This window comes from Ruegeria sp. CDSA221 (assembly GCF_059611825.1).
This window is the reverse complement of sequence record NZ_JBXWPK010000001.1, coordinates 459943-477737: the sequence shown is the minus strand read 5'-3', so window position 1 is coordinate 477737 and position 17795 is coordinate 459943. Positions and strand designations below refer to the sequence as shown.

Here is a 17795-nt window from a genome sequence, read left to right as displayed (position 1 = left end):
TTGGGTGGAGTGGTTTATTTGAACATCTGAGAAGGGAAGGTCGCCAGTGCAGCCTTTCCAGATGCAAAACCGATTGCCAGATGCTCTCCGGTCTTTGACCAGGCCAGGCTGGTCACTTCGGTTCCGCGTTCTTGATGCAACATCATGTCTTGTGGAGTTCCGACGCTGGCTAAAGTCACCAGACCACTGGTATATCCTGTTGCGACAACGTCCCGCTTGGGATGTGCGGCAATCGCGTTCAGAACGACAAAGCCGGGTTTGCCAGTAGCGATTGGTGTGCCTGCCTCGTCATTCTGCGGCAGGTCATTTGCGTCCCAGCCAACAAGACGGAACGCACCTGATGTCACGAGCGCATTGGCCGATTTGCTGAACGCGACATTGCGAACCGGTGCAGGGTATCCTTCGACCTGCTGGACCGATCCCGCACTGCGGTCGATAAGATAAAAGCTGTTGTCAGCTGAGGCACAACACAGATGGTTTGCTGTATGACGCCATTTGATTTCCGTAATCTCGCTTGCGATGTCATATGTGACAGGGGCCGTATCGGGGGCGCCCAGATCAAACAGGGTCAGTTTGCCATCACCCCAGCTAGCAAGAGCGCAGCCATCGTCGGAATATGACAGGCAAACAACAGGATGACTTGTTGTGAGTGTGATTACGGACGTCAATTCTGATGTTGAGATGACATCAATCAGCGTGTCTGCCGCAATGGCGATTTGATCGCCATTATTAGTGCCTGCGGCACCTGTTACGTTCCGATCTTGCAGCTTGAGCCTGTCAACAACCTGTCCCCCCGCCGTGATCTGCCGTAGAACCCCGCCGTCACAGATTGCCGCGAAGCCCTGCGCTCCAAAACGAACGATGGATAGGTCAGTACGGACAGAGATGTCCGGGGTCTTAACCGGCGCTATCGGGTTTTCGCGCGGACGGATGGTTGTCCGACCGGTTTCCAAATCCATTCGGGTTCGAATTTTTGGACTTTCCAGATCTTCGACAGCAGCCAACGCCAATTTTCCAGATGTCAGTTTGAAGGCTGCACAACTGTCTTCTTTATTGAAGAGAACCTGATCTATTGCATCATCCAATGCCCAGTCTCGGCCCAGAAGGTCAAACAAAGAAAGCCCTGCGGCACTATTTTCGACCATTATCCGTCCTCCAGATTGCGGGCGTTTTCAATTTGTTCATCGATCTTCGCAACATCGCGTTCCAAAGCGTCGATATGTTCCTGTGAAGCGGTCAATTCGTTCGAAGATTTGTCAATTGCATCGAGCGTCTGCGCACAGTCCGGGTCTTTCATCAGTAAGATGTCGTAGCCGGCGATTTGTTGTAAAATGCGCAGGTGCTCTACATTGGCTTGCGACAAACCGTTGATTAGTTCCATGCGCTTGAGAAACAAATCCGAGACTGCTGAGGATTGACCGGCCATTCAAACCTCCTTTAGAAATTCGAGCTGTTGCTTGGAACAGATGAGAGACTTCTCGTGAAACAGAAAGACGTAACCGATCGGTTCTTTCAGGGCCTGCACAAAATCAGTCTGGATTTGTGCGGTAAGGACAGCTTGCTGACACATGCGGCTGAAAAGGCGGCTTCCGAGCCAAGCCCGATAAACCTCGTAGCCGCGCAAGAGGCGCTGGCACAAACTTCGGGTGATCTTCGTGAACAAATACTGCGGGAACTCCACGCGCTCTTGAGCAGCGATATCGAAGCGATTTGGGACCAGATGCCTTACGCTGTGAAAACCGAACGACCGAACTGACATTTGAGGCACTGCCACGCGGCGACCTGGGGCGATTTTGATTGTGCCTTGGTCGCTCATTTGATCCCCCGAAAAGATACGATTAAACACTGTCCTTACTCGACTGTGCTGCCTCAAAACGCTTCGCCCGATTGCGGCTGACCTGACTGAAGACGTGCGATGTTTGCAGTGCTCAAATTATCATCAGTTGTCTGGTCTACAAAGAATGTTCAGCGCAAAATATGCCTCGAAAAAGCATCTTTTTTCACAACCTTGGCGCGATTAGTTAAACATGTTTACAGAGTGTAACGCGGATTAGTTTCATTGTTTTACAAAGGGAAAATTCAACGTCCTGCTGTCGTTGGGCATGCCTGTTTGACCAAGGTGGTGATTCGCGATCGGTTTTGCGCATTGGGTTGCCAAGCGCTCGGGTAGTGGGCTTACGTATTTGCGCTCCTGTAGATGCACTCTGAAAGTGGCGCGTGGTCCGGAACAGGTTCAACGCAGCACAGAGTGTGTCGTCAATTCGAGCAAAGAAGCCTCTGAAGTCGGAATATAAGCGCAGAAAAAATACATGTTACCGTGCGTGCGGCCTAATCGTAACGCTAAGTGTAAACAGCGGTGTGAACGTAAAGTTTGTAAAGCAACGTGACAGTTTTGACAGGATTCTGGAACTGTCAAAACACGATCTCTTCACTGCATGTGTGAACGAAGTAGAATTTTTAGAAATAAAATAAACATATAAAACAATATGTTAGATAAAATACCCTGCTTTTCCAAGCCAAAATACCACCCAAATCCAAAATCTGGCATGCCCCTTGCATGTAATTAGGCATAACGCCGCGTTCCCGTTCAAACGGGGACCATCAAGAACGAAGGACCAGGGAGGGTTCGGCCAAAGAAGTGAGTGCCCGCCGATGATTTCGGCAGGAACTGACGCGTAGCGCCGAGCATACATTCCGAAACCTTTGCCGTGATCCGAACGACTGGATCAACTGACCGTGCCTTTTGGCTCTGTTCAGTGATCGGGTCGAAGAAACGGCAGCATGCGCTGTCTCCAACCGACCGAGAAATTGGTCAGCAACAAAGGAGTCTCATGGCATGGCGATTACGCTAAATAAAATTACCTCTCAGAGAGGAATCTCGGTAGGGGAGGCCACCAAGAAGATTTCGGACCTGGGTTGGAATCCAACCTATGTTCAGGAAGCGAATACTTTCCCCACAGACTATAAGATCACCAAAGCGCCGCGCGACCCGATGAAGCAGGTTCTGCGCTCTTACTTCCCGATGGAAGAAGAGAAAGACAACCGGGTATACGGTGCGCTCGACGCTGCGCTGCGTGGTGACATGTTCCGCAACGTTGAACCGCGCTGGATCGAATGGATGAAGCTGTTCCTGGCGATCATTCCGTTCCCGGAAATTTCGGCTGCGCGTTCGATGGCCATGGTGGCTCGTCTGGCGCCGGGTGAAGACCTGCGCACAGGTTTCACTATGCAGATGGTTGATGAATTCCGTCACTCCACAATTCAGATGAACCTGAAAAAGTGGTACATGGAAAACTACATCGATCCGGCTGGTTTCGACATCACCGAAGAAGCCTTTGGTAAGTGTTATGCCACCACCATTGGCCGTCAATTCGGCGAAGGGTTCATCACCGGCGACACAATGACCGCCGCATGCATGTATCTGACCGTTGTTGCTGAAACCGCGTTTACGAACACTCTCTTTGTGGCAATGCCTTCAGAGGCCGCCCGCAATGGCGATTATGCTTTGCCAACTGTGTTCCTGTCGGTTCAGTCTGACGAAAGCCGTCACATCGGTAACGGTCACTCGCTTCTGATGGCGGCCCTGAAAGAGCCAGAGAACCATCTGCTTTTGGAACGCGACCTGCGGTACTCCTTCTGGCAGAACCACGCCATCGTTGATGCGGCGATCGGTACGTTCATCGAATATGGCACCACCAACCGCGACAAGGAAAAGGAATCCTATGCGGAGATGTGGCATCGCTGGATCTTTGAAGACTACTACCGGACCTACATGCTGCCGCTCGAGAAATACGGCGTAAAAGTACATCACGACGATGTGCAGGAAGCCTGGAAGCGGATCACCGAGAAGAACTATGTGCACAAAGTTGCTCAGTTCTTCGCAGTCGGTTGGCCGGTGAACTTCTGGCGGATTGAAGCTCAGACCGAGAAAGATTTTGAGTGGTTTGAGCACAAGTATCCGGGTTGGTATGCCGAGTTTGGCGACTTCTGGAAATGGTATGCCAAGTTGAGCGTTCCGGGCCAGAAAGTCATCACCTTCAACGAAGAAGTTGGCTATGTTTATCCGCATCGCTGCTGGTCGTGCCTGGTGCCGTGCCTGATCCGCGAAGACATGGTTGTCGACGAAATCGACGGTCAGCTGCACACCTTTGCACATGAGCTTGATCGCTGGACCGCTGTTGAAGCGTTCGCAGACGAATACCAGGGTCGGCCAACGCCGGCGATGGGCAAGTTCTCAGGCAAACGTGAGTGGGAAACCGTTTACGACGGTTGGGATCTGGCGGATGCCATCAAAGACCTCAACTTCGTTCGTGAAGACGGTAAGACACTGGTGCCGCAGCCGCATCTGCGCTTTGACAACAAGGATATGTGGACGCTGGACGATGTTCGCGGTCATACCCTTGGCTCGCCGCTTAATGCACTGCGTGGCATGTCGGACGGTGAGCGTGAAGCACATCTGGCCGAGTACCGTGCTGGTTTCACCATCACACCCTTCAACTAAAGCAATCTTTTGCAAGGGCCTTGATTGGCCCTTGCATACAGGAAGGTCCGAATTCCGCGCGTGATTTCGGGACACAGGAGACTCGACTAATGGGTGAAATATACAGGGTTCGTTTTGAGCCGGTTGGCTTGGAAATAGAGGTTGAAGAGGATGAAACCATTCTCGATGCCGCTTTCCGCCAAGGCATAGCTCTGCCGCATGGATGCAAAGAAGGCCAGTGTTCGGCTTGCAAATGTGTCCAGTTGGATGGCGAAACCGAAATGCTCAAGTATTCAACCTTCGCACTCAATGACTTTGAGAAGGAAAGTGGACACGTTCTGATGTGCAGAACTGTGGCGTATAGCGACGTCGAAATTGAACTCCTGAACTATGACGAGGAGGTTTTATCGAAATCCATTCCGGTCAAAGAATTCAATGGCCGAATTGTCGATTTCCAAAAGCTGACCCATGACATTCGCGGTGTTGATATTGAAATTGATACACCGCTCAAATTTTGGGCGGGGCAATATGTCGACATCACGGTTACCACCGAAAAAGGGGAGAAGATTACACGCTCGTTCTCCATGGCAAATTCGCCGAGCGAAGCCCAGAAACTCTCCTTCATCATCAAAAAATACCCAGACGGGAGGTTCTCAAACGAGCTCGACGCAGGGGGGATCAAAAAAGGAGCCACCGTCGAAATCAGCGGACCGTACGGAATGTGTTTCCGACGGGAAGGCCGACAAGGACCGGTGATCCTGGTCGGGGCGGGTTCCGGCATGTCGCCGGTCTGGTCAATACTGCATGATCAACTCAGCAGTGGCGAAGATCGCGATATTTATTTCTTTTACGGGGCTCGCACGCAAGAGGATCTGTTCAAGCTGGACGAGATCGCAGAGATCACTGGCGCCAATGCGAATGTCAAATTCATCCCAGTGTTAAGCCACGCAGATGATGACGATAACTGGACGGGTTCTAGGGGCTTCGTTCACGAGATCGTGGACGAATATCTAAAGGAATTGGACGTCGATGGAGAAGGCGATGTTTACGCCTGCGGCCCCCCTCCGATGATCGATGCACTGACGCCGGTGCTGTTCATGAACGACTTCGATGGCGAGCGCGTTTTTTACGACAAATTCACACCGACTTCCGGTTCATCGACCCACTGATGCTGGGTTGATCGCTAGTCATGTGAATGAAACACAACAAGGGAGGCTACCATGGTAGCTACATCAAGTTCCGTTGGATCCGGTGCCGCAGGCGCTGCAACGTTCGTCGGATCGACCAGCCGCAAATACAACTATTTTGAACCACGCGGCAAACGCGCCACGCATTACGAAGACGTAACCGTCGACGTGCAACCAGATCCCGAACGCTATCTGATCCAAAACTGGATCATCGAGTTCGAAGGCGGCAAAGGCGGCGGTGCCTATCAAAAGGACAATACAGCTGCGCTGAGTTCAAACTGGCACGCCTTCCGAGCCCCTGATCAGGAATGGGAGCGCACGCATTATCAGCGTCAATCCAAAATCTGTTCAATGGTAAAATCGGTCGTCGACAATGCGCGCAAAGCTGGGGCCCACAAGTCGTTTGACAAGGCTTGGGAGCGTATCCTGCAAACTCATTTGGGTGCCTGGAAACATGCAGAGTTTGGTCTTGGCACATCTCTGATGCAAGCCCAGCGGTATGGCTATACTCAGATGATCAACAACGCCACGCTGACCAACTCGTCCTACAAAATGCGGTTGTGCCAGGATATCACGTTGTATCTGGCCGAGATCGGAATGGATATCGAAGGTTGGAACGATGAACTGGGCAAGAAAGCCTGGCTGGAAGATCCAATGTGGCAACCGTGCCGCGAGGCGATCGAAACCATCATGGGGTCGGAAGACTACCTTGAGCAGTATTTCGCGATCAATCTGATCTTTGAACCGCTGGTTGGTGAGCTTTTCCGGTCGGGTTTCCTGATGCAGGCCGCCGCTGCGAACAATGACTTCATTACGCCGCCAGTTATCTCGGCCGCCGAGGCCGATTATGAGCGCAACCTCGCGAACACAATCGACCTAATGTACCTGCTGGCAAACGACGAAGAGCATGGTGCGCATAACAAGGCATTGTTCCAAACTTGGATCAAGAAACATGCTGATCTGGCTGACAAAGCCGTACTGGCGTTGCAACCAGTCTGGTCACAGCCGCATTCCAAGCCCGTTGCTTTCGAAGATGTCAAAGCCGTCTCGCAAGAGCGTCTTGGCCAAATCCTGTCTGAACTTGGCCTGAGCCGCTAACCCAAAGGAGAATTTACGATGTCGAGTACAGCACGCGACGCTTCAAAACAAAACATCTTCAAGCCGATGAACGAAATCAAGTTTGAACAGACCATTTCGCATCAGTGCGGTGTGACCATGAATGACTCTGTTGAAGCCCGGGCGATTGCCGAGTTCATGGGCGAAGATCCCAAAGTCACAGTAACCCACAACCCTGCGACCATCCGTGTCGACGGCGAGGGCAAACTGGTTTTCAAAATGGATGAGATCAGTGAATTTCTGGGTCGCGAAATGACTGCGGAAACTTTCGAAGTCAACACGTCCACTCATTATGGCCGGATGGTCCGGGTCGATGACAACACCGTCGTCCTGTTTGGAAACATGGACGACGTCTTCGAATATATCGAGTGACAAAATCGATGTGCGAACCCGGCTTTGCTCGGGTTCGCATTCCCAAACTTCACGGCGTGAAAATTCAGACTACCTGAGGAGGAATCGATGTTTAAAACCAAAGATGGCAAAGAAATATTCGTGGTCGACGGTCACACTCATTTTTGGGACGGCAGCCCGGAAAACCAGAGCAATATTCACGGTAAGCAGTTCATTGACTGCTTTTATGCTTACCACACCAACCTAAGCCCGCCGGAACAGCTGTGGGAAAAAGGACGGTTCGAAAAGTACTCGGAAGACGATGTCTATCGGGATCTGTTCATCGATGGGCCTGATGATGTGGCGATCATCCAGTCGACATATCTGCGCGACTTCTACAAGAATGGTTTTTCTAGCATTGAGCGCAGCAGCACAATGGCCTCGCGCCATCCTGAGCGCTTTATCGTGAACGGGTCATTCGATCCGAGAGACGGTGAGAAAGCGCTGGAATACATCCATTACATGAAGGAAAACTTCGATATCCAAGGTGTCAAAATGTACACCGCTGAATGGAACGGAGAAAGCAAAGGTTGGGCCCTCAATGACCCTGCCGCTTACAAGTGCTTTGAACTGTGCGACAAGCTGGGTATCAAGAATATCCATGTTCACAAAGGTCCGACCATCATTCCGCTCAGCATGGATGCGTTTGACGTTCGTGATGTGGATTACGCCGCTACCGATTTTCAGAATCTGAACTGGATAATTGAGCATTGCGGATTGCCGCGCTTGGATGATTTCTGCTGGATTGCGACGCAGGAAACCAATGTCTACGGCGGTCTTGCCGTTGCCATGCCGTTCATTTTCACCCGTCCCAGGTATTTCGGTGAAGTGATGGCGGAACTGCTGTTCTGGATCGGCGAGGATAAGATACTGTTCGGCTCGGACTATGCAATCTGGACCCCTCAATGGCTTGTTGAGCAATTCTGGGAGTATCAGATCCCTGAAGACATCGCCAAAGAACGCGGCGTTCAACTGACCGATGAGATCAAAGAAAAGATCCTGGGTCTGAATGCAGCAGCGCTTTACGATATCGATGTCGAAGCTAAGAAGGCTGAGCTTAGCGCATCACCAGTGCAGATCGCGGCGGAGTAAGCCGATGTTTTTGGAGATGCACAAAGATGAGCTGGAGTTGGAGATTTGGCAACGTCTCGATCTGGTCACGGACCCTGAGTTGGACGAACCGATCACCGATATGGGGTTTGTCGAACTTGTTGATGTGAACATCGATTCAAAACTTGTAGAGGTCGAATTTCGGCTCCCGACCTATTGGTGCTCTCCAAATTTTGCTTTTCTCATGGCGTTTGATATTCGCCATGAGCTTGGCAAGCTGAGTTGGGTTCGTAAGGTGAGAGTCACCCTTAATGATCACTGTTTTGCAGATCGAGTGAATGACGGCGTTAACGGTGAGAAAGACTTCACCGAAGTGTTCGCTGAATATTGTAATGGTGATGATCTCAATTCAATCCGTGCGAAGTTTCTGGAGAAGGCATTTATACGCCGTCAGGAAACCGTATTGCTTGGGTTGGAAGCCAAAGGTTTTTCCGGGCCCAAGATCGTCAACATGACACTTTCAGAATTTGACGCCATCGAGTTTTCCGGCGGTGAGGAGTCCAAGCAGAAACCGCGTTACCGCGAATTGCTGCTGTCCCAAAACTTGGCAAAATCAGCAGAAGATCCGGCTTTTGTCACTTGGGAAGGTGACCGTCTAACAGCGGCTGGATTGCGCGACTACCTGGGTAAGCTCAGGGGTGTTCGCATCAACATGGAGTTCAACGGCGCGCTTTGTCGGGGGCTTCAATCCACACGGTACAAGGAGGTTGAAATTGGTGAAGATGGACCGACATTGATCGATTTCATCCAGAACCGGGTGCCACCAAGAGTTTCTGAAGCCCGCAGCTAAAAACGTTTCACGCGTAACCGTCAACATAAGAAGCCATCGGTTCTAAGCCGATGGAAGGGAGAAGTCATGGCAAAACTACTGATACACAACGGAACAGCACGGCGGGCGCTCGCCAAGGGTGTTTCCAAACTGGCCGCGGCAGTGGAGCCGACCCTTGGTCCCAAGGGGCTGAACGCGATGATTGACCGGCCCGTCGGCACCCCTTTGGTGACCCGGGACGGTGTATCCATCGCATCCGAAATTGAGTTGTCCGACCGGTTTGAAAACATGGGTGCCCAAGTGGTCCGTGAAGTGTCGATGCAGACCAATGAAGTCGCGGGCGACGGTACGACCACTGCAATAGTTCTGGCCAATGCGTTGATCCAGAAAGGCGTCGAATTGACCGCCGAGGGTGTCAAACCCGTGGATTTGTGCAAAGGCATAGAGCTGGCTGTACACAAAATCATCAACGCGCTGGATGAGGCATCGCGGTCCTGCGACGACAATTCCAGCTATCTGGAATCCGTCGCGCGGGTGTCCGCAACAGAACCTGAACTGGGATCGTTGGTTGCCGAAGCTTTCAAACGTGTAGGGAAAGAGGGTGTAATCACTGCCGATTTCGGGGTGACGATCGACACAACGCTTGAGGTGGTCGAGGGTATGTCCTTCGAACGGGGCTATATCTCACATCATATGGTGACGGACCGTGAAAACATGGAAGCGGTCCTGGAGAATCCGCTGATTTTGATGACGGATCAAAAAATCCTGCGTCCTGAGATTCTGGATAATGCAAGACGCATTGCCGACGAACAGAAACGACCTTTGTTGGTGATCGCTGAAGAAATTGCGCCAGAAGTCGTGATCTCGTTGATGGACAATAACGGTGCGGGCAAATACCTGATTGTGCACCCTCCCGAGTATGGTCACTGGCGCGCCGCGATGATGGATGATCTTGCGATCATGACCGGCGGTGAAGTGCTTGCGCGTGACCTTGGCAAAAAGATCGAAAACGTCACGTTGGCACAACTAGGTGGTGCTCAAAAGGCGCGGGTTACATCCTCTCTGACCAGCATACTGAAGGGTGACGGTGACCCGGCTGCTGTGCGCGCTCGACGCGCGCAGGTGCAGCGCCAGCATGACGCCGCTCCGCCGAATATTGAGCAGGACAAGTTGCGTGAGCGTGTGTCCAAACTATCCGGCGGAACTGCTGTTATCTATGCCGGTGGTTTCACACCTGTTGAACAAAAGCGCAAAATTCAGTTGATCGAGGACTCCCTCTGTGCGGTTCGCGCGGCCTCTGAAGATGGGGTCGTCGCAGGTGGTGGAACGGCGCTTGCTCAGATTGGCTCGGTCCTGGAAGGCATTGTTTCGGCGAATGACGGCGATGTCAGCAAAGGTGTTGAATTGGTTCGCTCGGTTCTGACCCGTCCAGTCGAACGGATCGCCAGCAACGCCGGCGCGGATCCGAATGCAGTGATTGCATCCATTACGGCCGGTCCAAGAGGGCACGGTTTTGATGCGTCAAAGGGCGAGTTCCGAGACATGTTTGAAGCAGGAATAATCGATCCCGTTCGTGTCACTGCCAGTGCCTTGGTCAATGCGACATCAGTCGCAACGCTGATCCTGACCACTGAAACACTGGTCGGTGACCTGTCAGAAGGTGAAGCCGATCCGACCGAAGGCCCGGCCCTGGGTGGCGGTGCCGAATTGTTGGGCCGCCCGTAACCTATCGCTTTTGAAGACCCGAAAATAAGTTAAGAAAAGGAATGAAACATGAAAGCCGCACGCTTGTATGATTACGATCCGGCCATGAATGTTCAGCTAAAGATCGAAGAGGTCGCTGCCCCAACGGTAAATTCTCCGGATGAGGTGATTGTGAAAGTCGGTGCCGCAGGTTTGTGCCGTACTGATTTGCACATCATTGAAGGCGTCTGGAAAGATATCATGGATGTCGAAGGCAGCCTTTTGCCTTACATTATGGGCCATGAGAATGCCGGTTGGGTGGAAGATGTTGGCAGCAACGTGACCTCTGTCAAACCCGGTGATGCGGTGATTTGCCATCCACATCGCAGTTGCGGGATCTGTTTAAACTGTCGGTATGGCCACGATATGTATTGTGATCATGGCTTGTTTCCCGGCCTCGGTCTGGACGGCGGATTTGCAGAGTATTTCGTTACAAACGAGAGCTCATTGATCAAGTTGAACACCAATGTGACTCCGTTGGAAGTTGCCCCTATGGCTGATGCGGGCATTACTGCATATCGCGCTGCAAAGCGTGCGGCCGAACTGGTTTACCCAGGCGCATATGTCACTGTTCTGGGCGTTGGTGGCCTAGGGCATATTGCGATTCAGTGTTTGAAGAACCTGTGCGGCGCCCGAGTTATCGCAGTAGACCGTGAGCCAGGCGCGCAGGTTTTGGCCAAGGAACTTGGTGCCGACATTGTTCTTGATGGTGGTCCGGATCTGATCGAACAGGTCATGGATGTAACTGGCGGTGGTAGCCATGTTGTCATCGACTTTGTCGGCGAGCTTGGCGTCGAGAACATTTGCTGGAAGCTTTTGCGGCAAGGCGGCGAACTGATCGTTGTGGGTTATGGTGGTAAGATCGAGATCCCGACTGTCGACCTGGTAGTCAATGAGATCAAAATCGGCGGTAGCCTGGTTGGAGACTATACCGAACTTGTAGAGTTGATGGAGCTGAATGCCGATGGGTTGGTGAAGATGCACCAGACTGAGTATTCGCTTGATAACATCAATCAAGCGATTGACGATTTTAAAAATCGCAAGTTCACGGGACGCGCTGTCATCGTTCCTTAGAGTCGCGAATAACAGCCTAATTAGGGAACCTGTTCTGTCCGTCTCCCCATGGAAAATCGGTCCCTAAATGCGGCGGCAGATTTGATCTGTCGCCGCATCTATTATTTCCCGCGGCCAAGACCGTACAGGTTTATCTTCCGGTACAAAGTTGGGCGCGAAATTCCGAGTGATTGAGCCACCTTCGTCAGGTTCCCATTTTCCTGCTCAATGGCACGTTGGATGGCTTCGGATTCAATTCCATGCAGATTGAAATTGGTGGATACATTCCGGGGTGTATTCCCAAACATGCTGTCGCTTGGTTCGGGGCTGGAAATCTCTTCGGGTAGATCGGCGAAAGATACCCTTGCGGTACCGTGCAACAGGCAAAGCCGTTCGACTATGTTGCGCAATTCACGGACATTTCCAGGCCAATGATAGCTTTGAAGAGCGGCCATGGCATCTTGATCAAATTGCAGCGGTTCACGATCAAAATTCGCTGACAGTTTTTGATTGAAATGTTCAGTCAGCAAGACGATGTCCCGCCCACGTTCACGCAGTGGAGGTACATCGATGACTATGGTGCCAATTCGATAGAAAAGATCCCTGCGGAACCGGCCGGCTTCGATGTCCTGCCGAAGGTTTCTGTTTGTCACCGCCACCAGTTGAACGTCAATCGGCCGGCGTTTGTCGCAGCCAATTCGATAAAGCGCCCTCTGCTCTAGCGTGCGCAGCAGATATGTTTGCAGCTCGGGTGGCATATCGCCAACTTCGTCCAGGCAAAGGACACCGCCATTTGCCAGCTCAAACTTTCCGGGCCGACCTTCACGTAAGGCACCGGTAAAGGCCCCGGCAACATGGCCGAACAGTTCACCCCCGATAAGTTCACCCGAAATCGCTGCACAGTTGACGGCAATGAAGGGGGCTTTTTTATCGGCGTGATGGCTGTGGATGAGACGGGCGAACAGTTCTTTTCCAACGCCTGTTTCGCCCTGAACAAGAACCGTGACGTTTGCCTTTGCGGCCCGGTGGGCGAATTCGATAGCTTCCAGCATCTTAGGACATTCGCCGAGAATTTGGATCTCGTCTTCTTCAACGCCATGCCGTGGCCGAATGGTGATCCCAGTGGATCGTGTAGGTGTCGGGGACGTTCTTTTCTCTGCAAGTATTAGTGCCGCGCCTTGAATCTGCGTTCCGGACTTAAGAATATCTATCTCAATACCGCTCAGTGAAGATGGTAATGCTGCGACCAGATCCCCGTCCGTCATATCTGGCGTCCAGGACAAAAGCTGTTTTCCGATCGGTAGGCCGCCAGTTTTCAGAATAGGTTCAACCTCGGTATTTCGACTGAAAACGATCCGGCCGGTTGAATCCAGCAAGACGACAGTGTCGTCTGTGCTGCGCGGCTTTTGCAAATCGATAAACGCCTCAAGCAAATTGGTTCGTTCTTCCCTTTGTTGTTCTGCCAGAGCGATTTCAATTTCTTTTGCGGCGGCCACAACCAGCGCTAAATTATGGGGGCGAAAAATATCCAGTGGTCCCGACAGATCGACGACCCCTAAGACTTGCCGGTCAAGCGGATCAAAGATCGGAACACCGGCACAGGTCCAGGATTTGATGCCCTGACAGAAGTGTTCTGACGCGTGCACATAGGTTGGTTTTCCTGTGCGCAAAGCTGTGCCGATACCGTTTGTGCCAATGACATTTTCGTCCCAGACACCGCCTACTTCCAGTTGGATATCACGCCCTTCGTCCAGGGTTTTATCATCGCCAATGGCATCGATTATTGTTCCGTTTCGGTCGGTCAAAAGAAGGACAGCACCGGACTCTGACAAATGGGGACCAAGCCGCAGAAAAGCCGAGCGCGCAGCACGGCATAAAGAAGCGTTTTTCCGCTTCAATTCGTCTACGCGTTCGTCGCCAATTTTTTGCGGTGTGCCCGCCGGCGTCAGTGCGTTGATGCCTAAATCTGTGCACCTCGTCCACGAGTCCAGAATTTCCCGTCTTACGGTTTTCTCGACTTCTTCGGACTTTCGCCCAGTGTCGACGAAAGCTTCCCAAGCGTTCATTGTCGCTCTTTGGTCGCTGTCGTTGCTGACTTGCGTGAGGGGGGTTTTGGGGAAGGTGGAGGATCTGTTTCGCATGTTTTTCTTTCACTGACACCACCTCTAATAGATAGGCGGTTCAAAAAACGGCTACTTCTGGGATGGCCTCAAAGTTCGAGACGACGTGTTATGACATCTGCGAGCTTTTCCTTTATTTCATCAGACTCGATTACGATGTTGTTCAGGTCGCTCAAAACTTCTGTGACTTCATCGGGGAGTGGAGATACGAACCCATTCTCTTTGGTCGCCAGAGCGAAGAACTTTACGCCATCGTTTACGCGTATTTGTCCTAGGAACTCCATTTGTTTACCAGAGTTCGCATCCATAACAAAAACACGTTCATTTGTACTGATGCGAACGACGGGATTTAGTTCCGAGGGCGCAGATGGACCGCCATAGACATGGATGTTCAGGCCCTCCGGCTCTGGTTCTTTCTTGGCGTTTGCCATGGCAGCGCGGGAGCGCGAGTATCCGCCGCCGCTGATTTGATCTGCTAGTCGACGAATGGTTGCGCCGTTCCCTTGCAGAAGGCGCCTTGCGTCTTGGTCTTCACGGCGCGGGCCGTCTTTTTTCGAGAAAATATCAACCATGCCTAATCTCGCAGTTCCCTGTTTGTTCGGTTCGCCAAAAAAACAACGGGGCAACAACCGTGACAAAAAGCGATATGTTTGTCCGCGTGCTATTTTGGCTTTTTATTATGTATCTTAAACTAGCAATTTCAGCCTTCTGAGTCTAGGCTGAGCACCGAATACAACGATGAAATGCCCTTAAAAACATGGGCTCTGGCATAGTTTTTCTTGTATCTTCAAAATCCAGCGGATTCACGCTGAAATAATGCGATCCAAATATGATGTTTTGGTGCCCGGATTGCCCGGGCACGCAAATAAAGTTTCAGAGATTACCCGCTGACATTTGTTCGGCAAGGTGGTCGGCTTGACGGATGGCAAGAGCCACAATGGTCAGTGTCGGGTTCTCGGCAGCGCCGGTTGTGAACTGCGAACCATCCGAGATGAAGAGGTTGGAAATGTCATGGGTCTGGCCCCATTTATTCACCACGCCGTCCCGCGGATTCTCGGACATTCGATTTGTCCCGAGGTTATGGGTGGAGGGGTAAGGTGGCGTCGGGAAGACCCGTGTCGCACCAACCGCTTCATAGACAGCAGCGCCTTGCGCATAGGCGTGATTGCGCATTGCAATGTCATTTGGGTGATCATCGAAATGTACATTCACGACTGGCAGTCCATGCTGGTCTTTCACTTCGTGGTTGAGCGTAACGCGGTTTGTTTCTTGTGGCATGTCTTCGCCAACGATCCACATACCGGCCATATTCTCGTATGAATCCAAAGCTGATGTGAATTCACGGCCCCAAGCGCCCGGATCCAAGAAGGCCGCCATGAATGGCAACCCAAGAGCCAGAGTTTCAAGTTCATAACCGCCGACAAAACCGCGACTTGGATCATGACGTGATTCATCTTGGATGATCCCTGCCATCGTGGTGCCGCGCCACATTTTCACGGGTTGATCGAAGACAGCATAGACCGAACCGGTCATGTGACGCATATAGTTCCGCCCAACCTGGCCAGAGCTGTTTGCCAAACCGTCAGGGAACATCGAAGAGGCAGAGTTCAAAAGCATTCTCGGGCTTTCGAACGAGTTGCCCGCAACACAAACTACACGGGCCTGTTGCATCTGAAGATTGCCATCTTTGTCGAAGTATTCGACGCCGGTGACTTTGCCTTCATCATTGTGCAGGATGCGTGCGACATGGGAGTTTTCGCGCACCTCTAGGTTGCCGGTGGCCTCGCCTGCTGGGATATCAGTGTACGCTGCGGACCATTTCGCACCCCACTTACATCCTTGAAAACAAAACCCGGTTTGTTGGCAGGCCAAGCGATCTTCGGTTTCGGCAGAGTTGATTGCCATACGACCGGTATTAACCTGCTCGTACCCAAGCGCCTTTGCGCCTTTTTCGAAGACGAGATAGTTGTTGTTTCCCGGCAAGCCGGCACGATCTCCGGTTCGGGTCACACCCAGTTTGTTTTCGGCTTTGGTATAGTAATCATCCATCTCGCGCGGGTCGATGGGCCAGTCCAATAGGTTTGCACCCTGAACGTCACCATAGGTCGTCGCGGCCTTCCACTCGTGGTCCTGAAAGCGCAGCGACGCTCCGGCCCAATGCGTTGTGGTGCCGCCAACGGCCTTGACGATCCAGGCAGGCAGGCCAGAAAAATCCTTTGCAACACGCCAGTCACCCGATGTCGTTCGAGGGTCGACCCAGGCAAGCTGGCCGAAACTTTCCCATTCGTCATTTACATAATCTTCTGGCAGGTATCGCCCGCCAGCTTCGAGCGCGACAACACTAATGCCTTTCTGCGCCAATTCGTTTGACAGAACGCCGCCGCCAGCGCCGGTTCCAATTACGACAACAACGCTGTCGTCGGTGAGATCAAAAGGTGCCGTCATGGTGCCATCTCTCCCTTTAAAGCCAGTTGATGTCGTTGAAGCCTCGGTCGATGTACCCCCCGAACTCGAAAGAGGAGCCCTCATACCCAAAAATTGGCCAAACGGCTTTTTGGTTGTAAAGACCGGTCACAAGACCACCGCGAACTGTCTGGAAAAACGGGCTATCTTCCATGCTGCGCAGAATATCGACGCGATCTCGTTCCCAGCCGGTGCCCAGGTAGCTGTCATATCCCTTGCCCTGTGCAGCCGCGTTCAGGGCGTCAATACCGGCCTCGACAGATGCTGCGGCTTCGTCGGTGTCATATCCTTTGACCGCGATCACGTAGAATTCGTCACCCACTTTGTCGTGCGGGTAGATATCGCGTGCCATCTGAACCAGCGTTGCAAATGTCTCGGGCTTTAGAACTGACGTTTCGACGGCCCAGGCTGCGTTTGGTGCGGCGATGAATGTTGCACCGACGACGAAGGACGCGCCTATTGCTGTCGCATTGGACAAAAGCTGTCGACGTGTCAGTCCCTTCCGGCGTTTTAAACTCTCCATCTTTTCCTCCCTTTGATTTTACTGAAAGCGACCAGACCGTTCGAGAACTTCAATCTCATAGCCATCCGGGTCGGTGACAAAGAAGAAGCGGCCGACAAGTCTGCCGTCCGGGGCAAACTCGACGAGCTTACGTGGAGATAACCCTTCGCGTTCGAACCGCGCATGTTCTTCATCAAGGTTATCGACAGACACCGCAAAATGGCCGTAGCCATTTCCCAGCTCATAGGCTTCGGTCTGGCCTTTGTTGATGGTCAGTTCCAGCTCGAAACTACTTTCAGAGTTGCTGAGATAAACGAGCGTAAAATTCTCGAAATCAAGACGATCGGCAACTTTGAGGCCGAATGCTGTGCCGTAGAAGCTGACGGATCGTGCCTCGTTCAGAACACGTATCATCGAGTGTATTGCTTTTGCCAAAGCCCGCTTCCCCCTTCTGTTGTGACAGAAGCAGTCTACAGACCATCATTGGCTAGGCAGGTAGTATAGGCTTACTACCCTGCAGAATTTATATTCTAAGAACTCCGCGGCTATTCCGCGGCTACCGCTGGCTGTTCATCATGGGTAGAAATCTCCATGAATTTCAAACAGGCACAGCGTAAAAGCGACGTAAAATTAACGGGTTCTCCGCGAAGCTCCAGAACTTCGCTATGCAGCTTCGAGATGAAAACCGGTGTCGTCATCCCGTCATTATCCGCAATCGTATCAATGACTTGCCAAAATGCATTTTCGAGTCTGATGCTCGTGCTTTGGCCATTAATACGAATGCGCCGCGTTGCGCTCGCATAACGTTCCGGGTCTTGACCGGCAAATACCTGGCACATGCGCATTCTCCCTTCGGTTTCTT

At 52.0% G+C, this 17795-nt stretch carries 17 protein-coding genes; 9 read left to right on the top strand and 8 right to left on the bottom strand.

Going from position 1 to position 17795, the window contains the following annotated elements; all coding sequences use genetic code 11:
* Positions 1 to 14: 14 nt before the first annotated feature.
* On the bottom strand, positions 15 to 1145 hold the full coding sequence (locus AC2FJ5_RS02190; protein WP_496792289.1) for a WD40 repeat domain-containing protein: 1131 nt from the start codon (positions 1143 to 1145) through the stop codon (positions 15 to 17).
* Positions 1145 to 1426 carry a hypothetical protein gene (locus tag AC2FJ5_RS02185; RefSeq protein ID WP_496703025.1) on the bottom strand — a complete coding sequence of 94 codons (282 nt, stop codon included), beginning with the start codon at positions 1424 to 1426 and terminating at the stop codon, positions 1145 to 1147. The genes AC2FJ5_RS02190 and AC2FJ5_RS02185 overlap by 1 nt, the downstream gene beginning before the upstream one ends.
* Positions 1427 to 1480: 54 nt before the next feature.
* Between AC2FJ5_RS02185 and AC2FJ5_RS02180 the strand changes: the two genes are divergently transcribed.
* From AC2FJ5_RS02180 to AC2FJ5_RS02140, 9 genes are all read left to right on the top strand, one after another.
* Complete coding sequence (locus tag AC2FJ5_RS02180; RefSeq protein ID WP_496792288.1) at positions 1481 to 1756, top strand: hypothetical protein; 276 nt, start codon at positions 1481 to 1483, stop codon at positions 1754 to 1756.
* 1080 nt (positions 1757 to 2836) lie between these two features.
* On the top strand, positions 2837 to 4501 hold the full coding sequence (locus AC2FJ5_RS02175; RefSeq protein ID WP_496697165.1) for an aromatic/alkene/methane monooxygenase hydroxylase/oxygenase subunit alpha: 1665 nt from the start codon (positions 2837 to 2839) through the stop codon (positions 4499 to 4501).
* Between the two features lie 89 nt (positions 4502 to 4590).
* The gene (locus AC2FJ5_RS02170) at positions 4591 to 5649 is read left to right on the top strand and encodes an NADH:ubiquinone reductase (Na(+)-transporting) subunit F (RefSeq protein ID WP_496792287.1); all 1059 of its coding nucleotides are present in this window, start codon (positions 4591 to 4593) and stop codon (positions 5647 to 5649) included.
* A gap of 51 nt (positions 5650 to 5700) precedes the next feature.
* Positions 5701 to 6765 carry an aromatic/alkene monooxygenase hydroxylase subunit beta gene (locus AC2FJ5_RS02165; protein ID WP_496697161.1) on the top strand — a complete coding sequence of 355 codons (1065 nt, stop codon included), beginning with the start codon at positions 5701 to 5703 and terminating at the stop codon, positions 6763 to 6765.
* An 18-nt stretch (positions 6766 to 6783) separates the two neighbouring features.
* Positions 6784 to 7155 carry an MmoB/DmpM family protein gene (locus AC2FJ5_RS02160; protein WP_496697160.1) on the top strand — a complete coding sequence of 124 codons (372 nt, stop codon included), beginning with the start codon at positions 6784 to 6786 and terminating at the stop codon, positions 7153 to 7155.
* A gap of 87 nt (positions 7156 to 7242) precedes the next feature.
* Positions 7243 to 8265: an amidohydrolase family protein gene (locus tag AC2FJ5_RS02155; protein WP_496792286.1), complete on the top strand. Its 1023-nt coding sequence runs from the start codon at positions 7243 to 7245 to the stop codon at positions 8263 to 8265.
* Between the two features lie 4 nt (positions 8266 to 8269).
* Positions 8270 to 9073, top strand: a complete 804-nt coding sequence (locus AC2FJ5_RS02150; RefSeq protein ID WP_496792284.1) for an iron-sulfur cluster assembly protein — start codon at positions 8270 to 8272, stop codon at positions 9071 to 9073.
* Between the two features lie 66 nt (positions 9074 to 9139).
* Positions 9140 to 10777, top strand: a complete 1638-nt coding sequence (locus AC2FJ5_RS02145) for a molecular chaperone GroEL (RefSeq protein WP_496792282.1) — start codon at positions 9140 to 9142, stop codon at positions 10775 to 10777.
* 48 nt (positions 10778 to 10825) lie between these two features.
* Complete coding sequence (locus tag AC2FJ5_RS02140) at positions 10826 to 11869, top strand: NAD(P)-dependent alcohol dehydrogenase (RefSeq protein ID WP_496697152.1); 1044 nt, start codon at positions 10826 to 10828, stop codon at positions 11867 to 11869.
* A 101-nt stretch (positions 11870 to 11970) separates the two neighbouring features.
* On the opposite strand, the gene AC2FJ5_RS02135 is transcribed toward AC2FJ5_RS02140, so the two are convergent.
* From AC2FJ5_RS02135 to AC2FJ5_RS02110, 6 genes are all read right to left on the bottom strand, one after another.
* The gene (locus AC2FJ5_RS02135) at positions 11971 to 13914 is read right to left on the bottom strand and encodes a sigma-54-dependent Fis family transcriptional regulator (RefSeq protein WP_496792280.1); all 1944 of its coding nucleotides are present in this window, start codon (positions 13912 to 13914) and stop codon (positions 11971 to 11973) included.
* A gap of 143 nt (positions 13915 to 14057) precedes the next feature.
* Complete coding sequence (locus tag AC2FJ5_RS02130) at positions 14058 to 14540, bottom strand: hypothetical protein (protein ID WP_496702052.1); 483 nt, start codon at positions 14538 to 14540, stop codon at positions 14058 to 14060.
* Positions 14541 to 14841: 301 nt separating this feature from the next.
* Positions 14842 to 16413, bottom strand: a complete 1572-nt coding sequence (locus tag AC2FJ5_RS02125) for a GMC family oxidoreductase (RefSeq protein ID WP_496702050.1) — start codon at positions 16411 to 16413, stop codon at positions 14842 to 14844.
* 16 nt (positions 16414 to 16429) lie between these two features.
* Positions 16430 to 16954: a twin-arginine translocation signal domain-containing protein gene (locus AC2FJ5_RS02120; RefSeq protein WP_496702048.1), complete on the bottom strand. Its 525-nt coding sequence runs from the start codon at positions 16952 to 16954 to the stop codon at positions 16430 to 16432.
* A gap of 18 nt (positions 16955 to 16972) precedes the next feature.
* Positions 16973 to 17368, bottom strand: coding sequence for a VOC family protein (locus AC2FJ5_RS02115; protein WP_496705248.1), 396 nt, complete (start codon positions 17366 to 17368; stop codon positions 16973 to 16975).
* A gap of 110 nt (positions 17369 to 17478) precedes the next feature.
* Positions 17479 to 17772: a ribbon-helix-helix domain-containing protein gene (locus tag AC2FJ5_RS02110; RefSeq protein WP_496697140.1), complete on the bottom strand. Its 294-nt coding sequence runs from the start codon at positions 17770 to 17772 to the stop codon at positions 17479 to 17481.
* Positions 17773 to 17795 lie beyond the last annotated feature (23 nt).

Excerpts from the sequence above, each read along its gene's own strand:
- AC2FJ5_RS02190 (WP_496792289.1), bottom strand. The coding sequence starts at position 1,145 with ATGGTCGAAAATAGTGCCGCAGGGCTTTCTTTGTTTGACCTTCTGGGC.
- AC2FJ5_RS02185 (WP_496703025.1), bottom strand. The coding sequence starts at position 1,426 with ATGGCCGGTCAATCCTCAGCAGTCTCGGATTTGTTTCTCAAGCGCATG.
- AC2FJ5_RS02175 (WP_496697165.1), top strand. The coding sequence starts at position 2,837 with ATGGCGATTACGCTAAATAAAATTACCTCTCAGAGAGGAATCTCGGTA.
- AC2FJ5_RS02170 (WP_496792287.1), top strand. The coding sequence starts at position 4,591 with ATGGGTGAAATATACAGGGTTCGTTTTGAGCCGGTTGGCTTGGAAATA.
- AC2FJ5_RS02165 (WP_496697161.1), top strand. The coding sequence starts at position 5,701 with ATGGTAGCTACATCAAGTTCCGTTGGATCCGGTGCCGCAGGCGCTGCA.
- AC2FJ5_RS02160 (WP_496697160.1), top strand. The coding sequence starts at position 6,784 with ATGTCGAGTACAGCACGCGACGCTTCAAAACAAAACATCTTCAAGCCG.
- AC2FJ5_RS02155 (WP_496792286.1), top strand. The coding sequence starts at position 7,243 with ATGTTTAAAACCAAAGATGGCAAAGAAATATTCGTGGTCGACGGTCAC.
- AC2FJ5_RS02150 (WP_496792284.1), top strand. The coding sequence starts at position 8,270 with ATGTTTTTGGAGATGCACAAAGATGAGCTGGAGTTGGAGATTTGGCAA.
- AC2FJ5_RS02145 (WP_496792282.1), top strand. The coding sequence starts at position 9,140 with ATGGCAAAACTACTGATACACAACGGAACAGCACGGCGGGCGCTCGCC.
- AC2FJ5_RS02140 (WP_496697152.1), top strand. The coding sequence starts at position 10,826 with ATGAAAGCCGCACGCTTGTATGATTACGATCCGGCCATGAATGTTCAG.
- AC2FJ5_RS02135 (WP_496792280.1), bottom strand. The coding sequence starts at position 13,914 with ATGAACGCTTGGGAAGCTTTCGTCGACACTGGGCGAAAGTCCGAAGAA.
- AC2FJ5_RS02130 (WP_496702052.1), bottom strand. The coding sequence starts at position 14,540 with ATGGTTGATATTTTCTCGAAAAAAGACGGCCCGCGCCGTGAAGACCAA.
- AC2FJ5_RS02125 (WP_496702050.1), bottom strand. The coding sequence starts at position 16,413 with ATGACGGCACCTTTTGATCTCACCGACGACAGCGTTGTTGTCGTAATT.
- AC2FJ5_RS02120 (WP_496702048.1), bottom strand. The coding sequence starts at position 16,954 with ATGGAGAGTTTAAAACGCCGGAAGGGACTGACACGTCGACAGCTTTTG.
- AC2FJ5_RS02110 (WP_496697140.1), bottom strand. The coding sequence starts at position 17,772 with ATGTGCCAGGTATTTGCCGGTCAAGACCCGGAACGTTATGCGAGCGCA.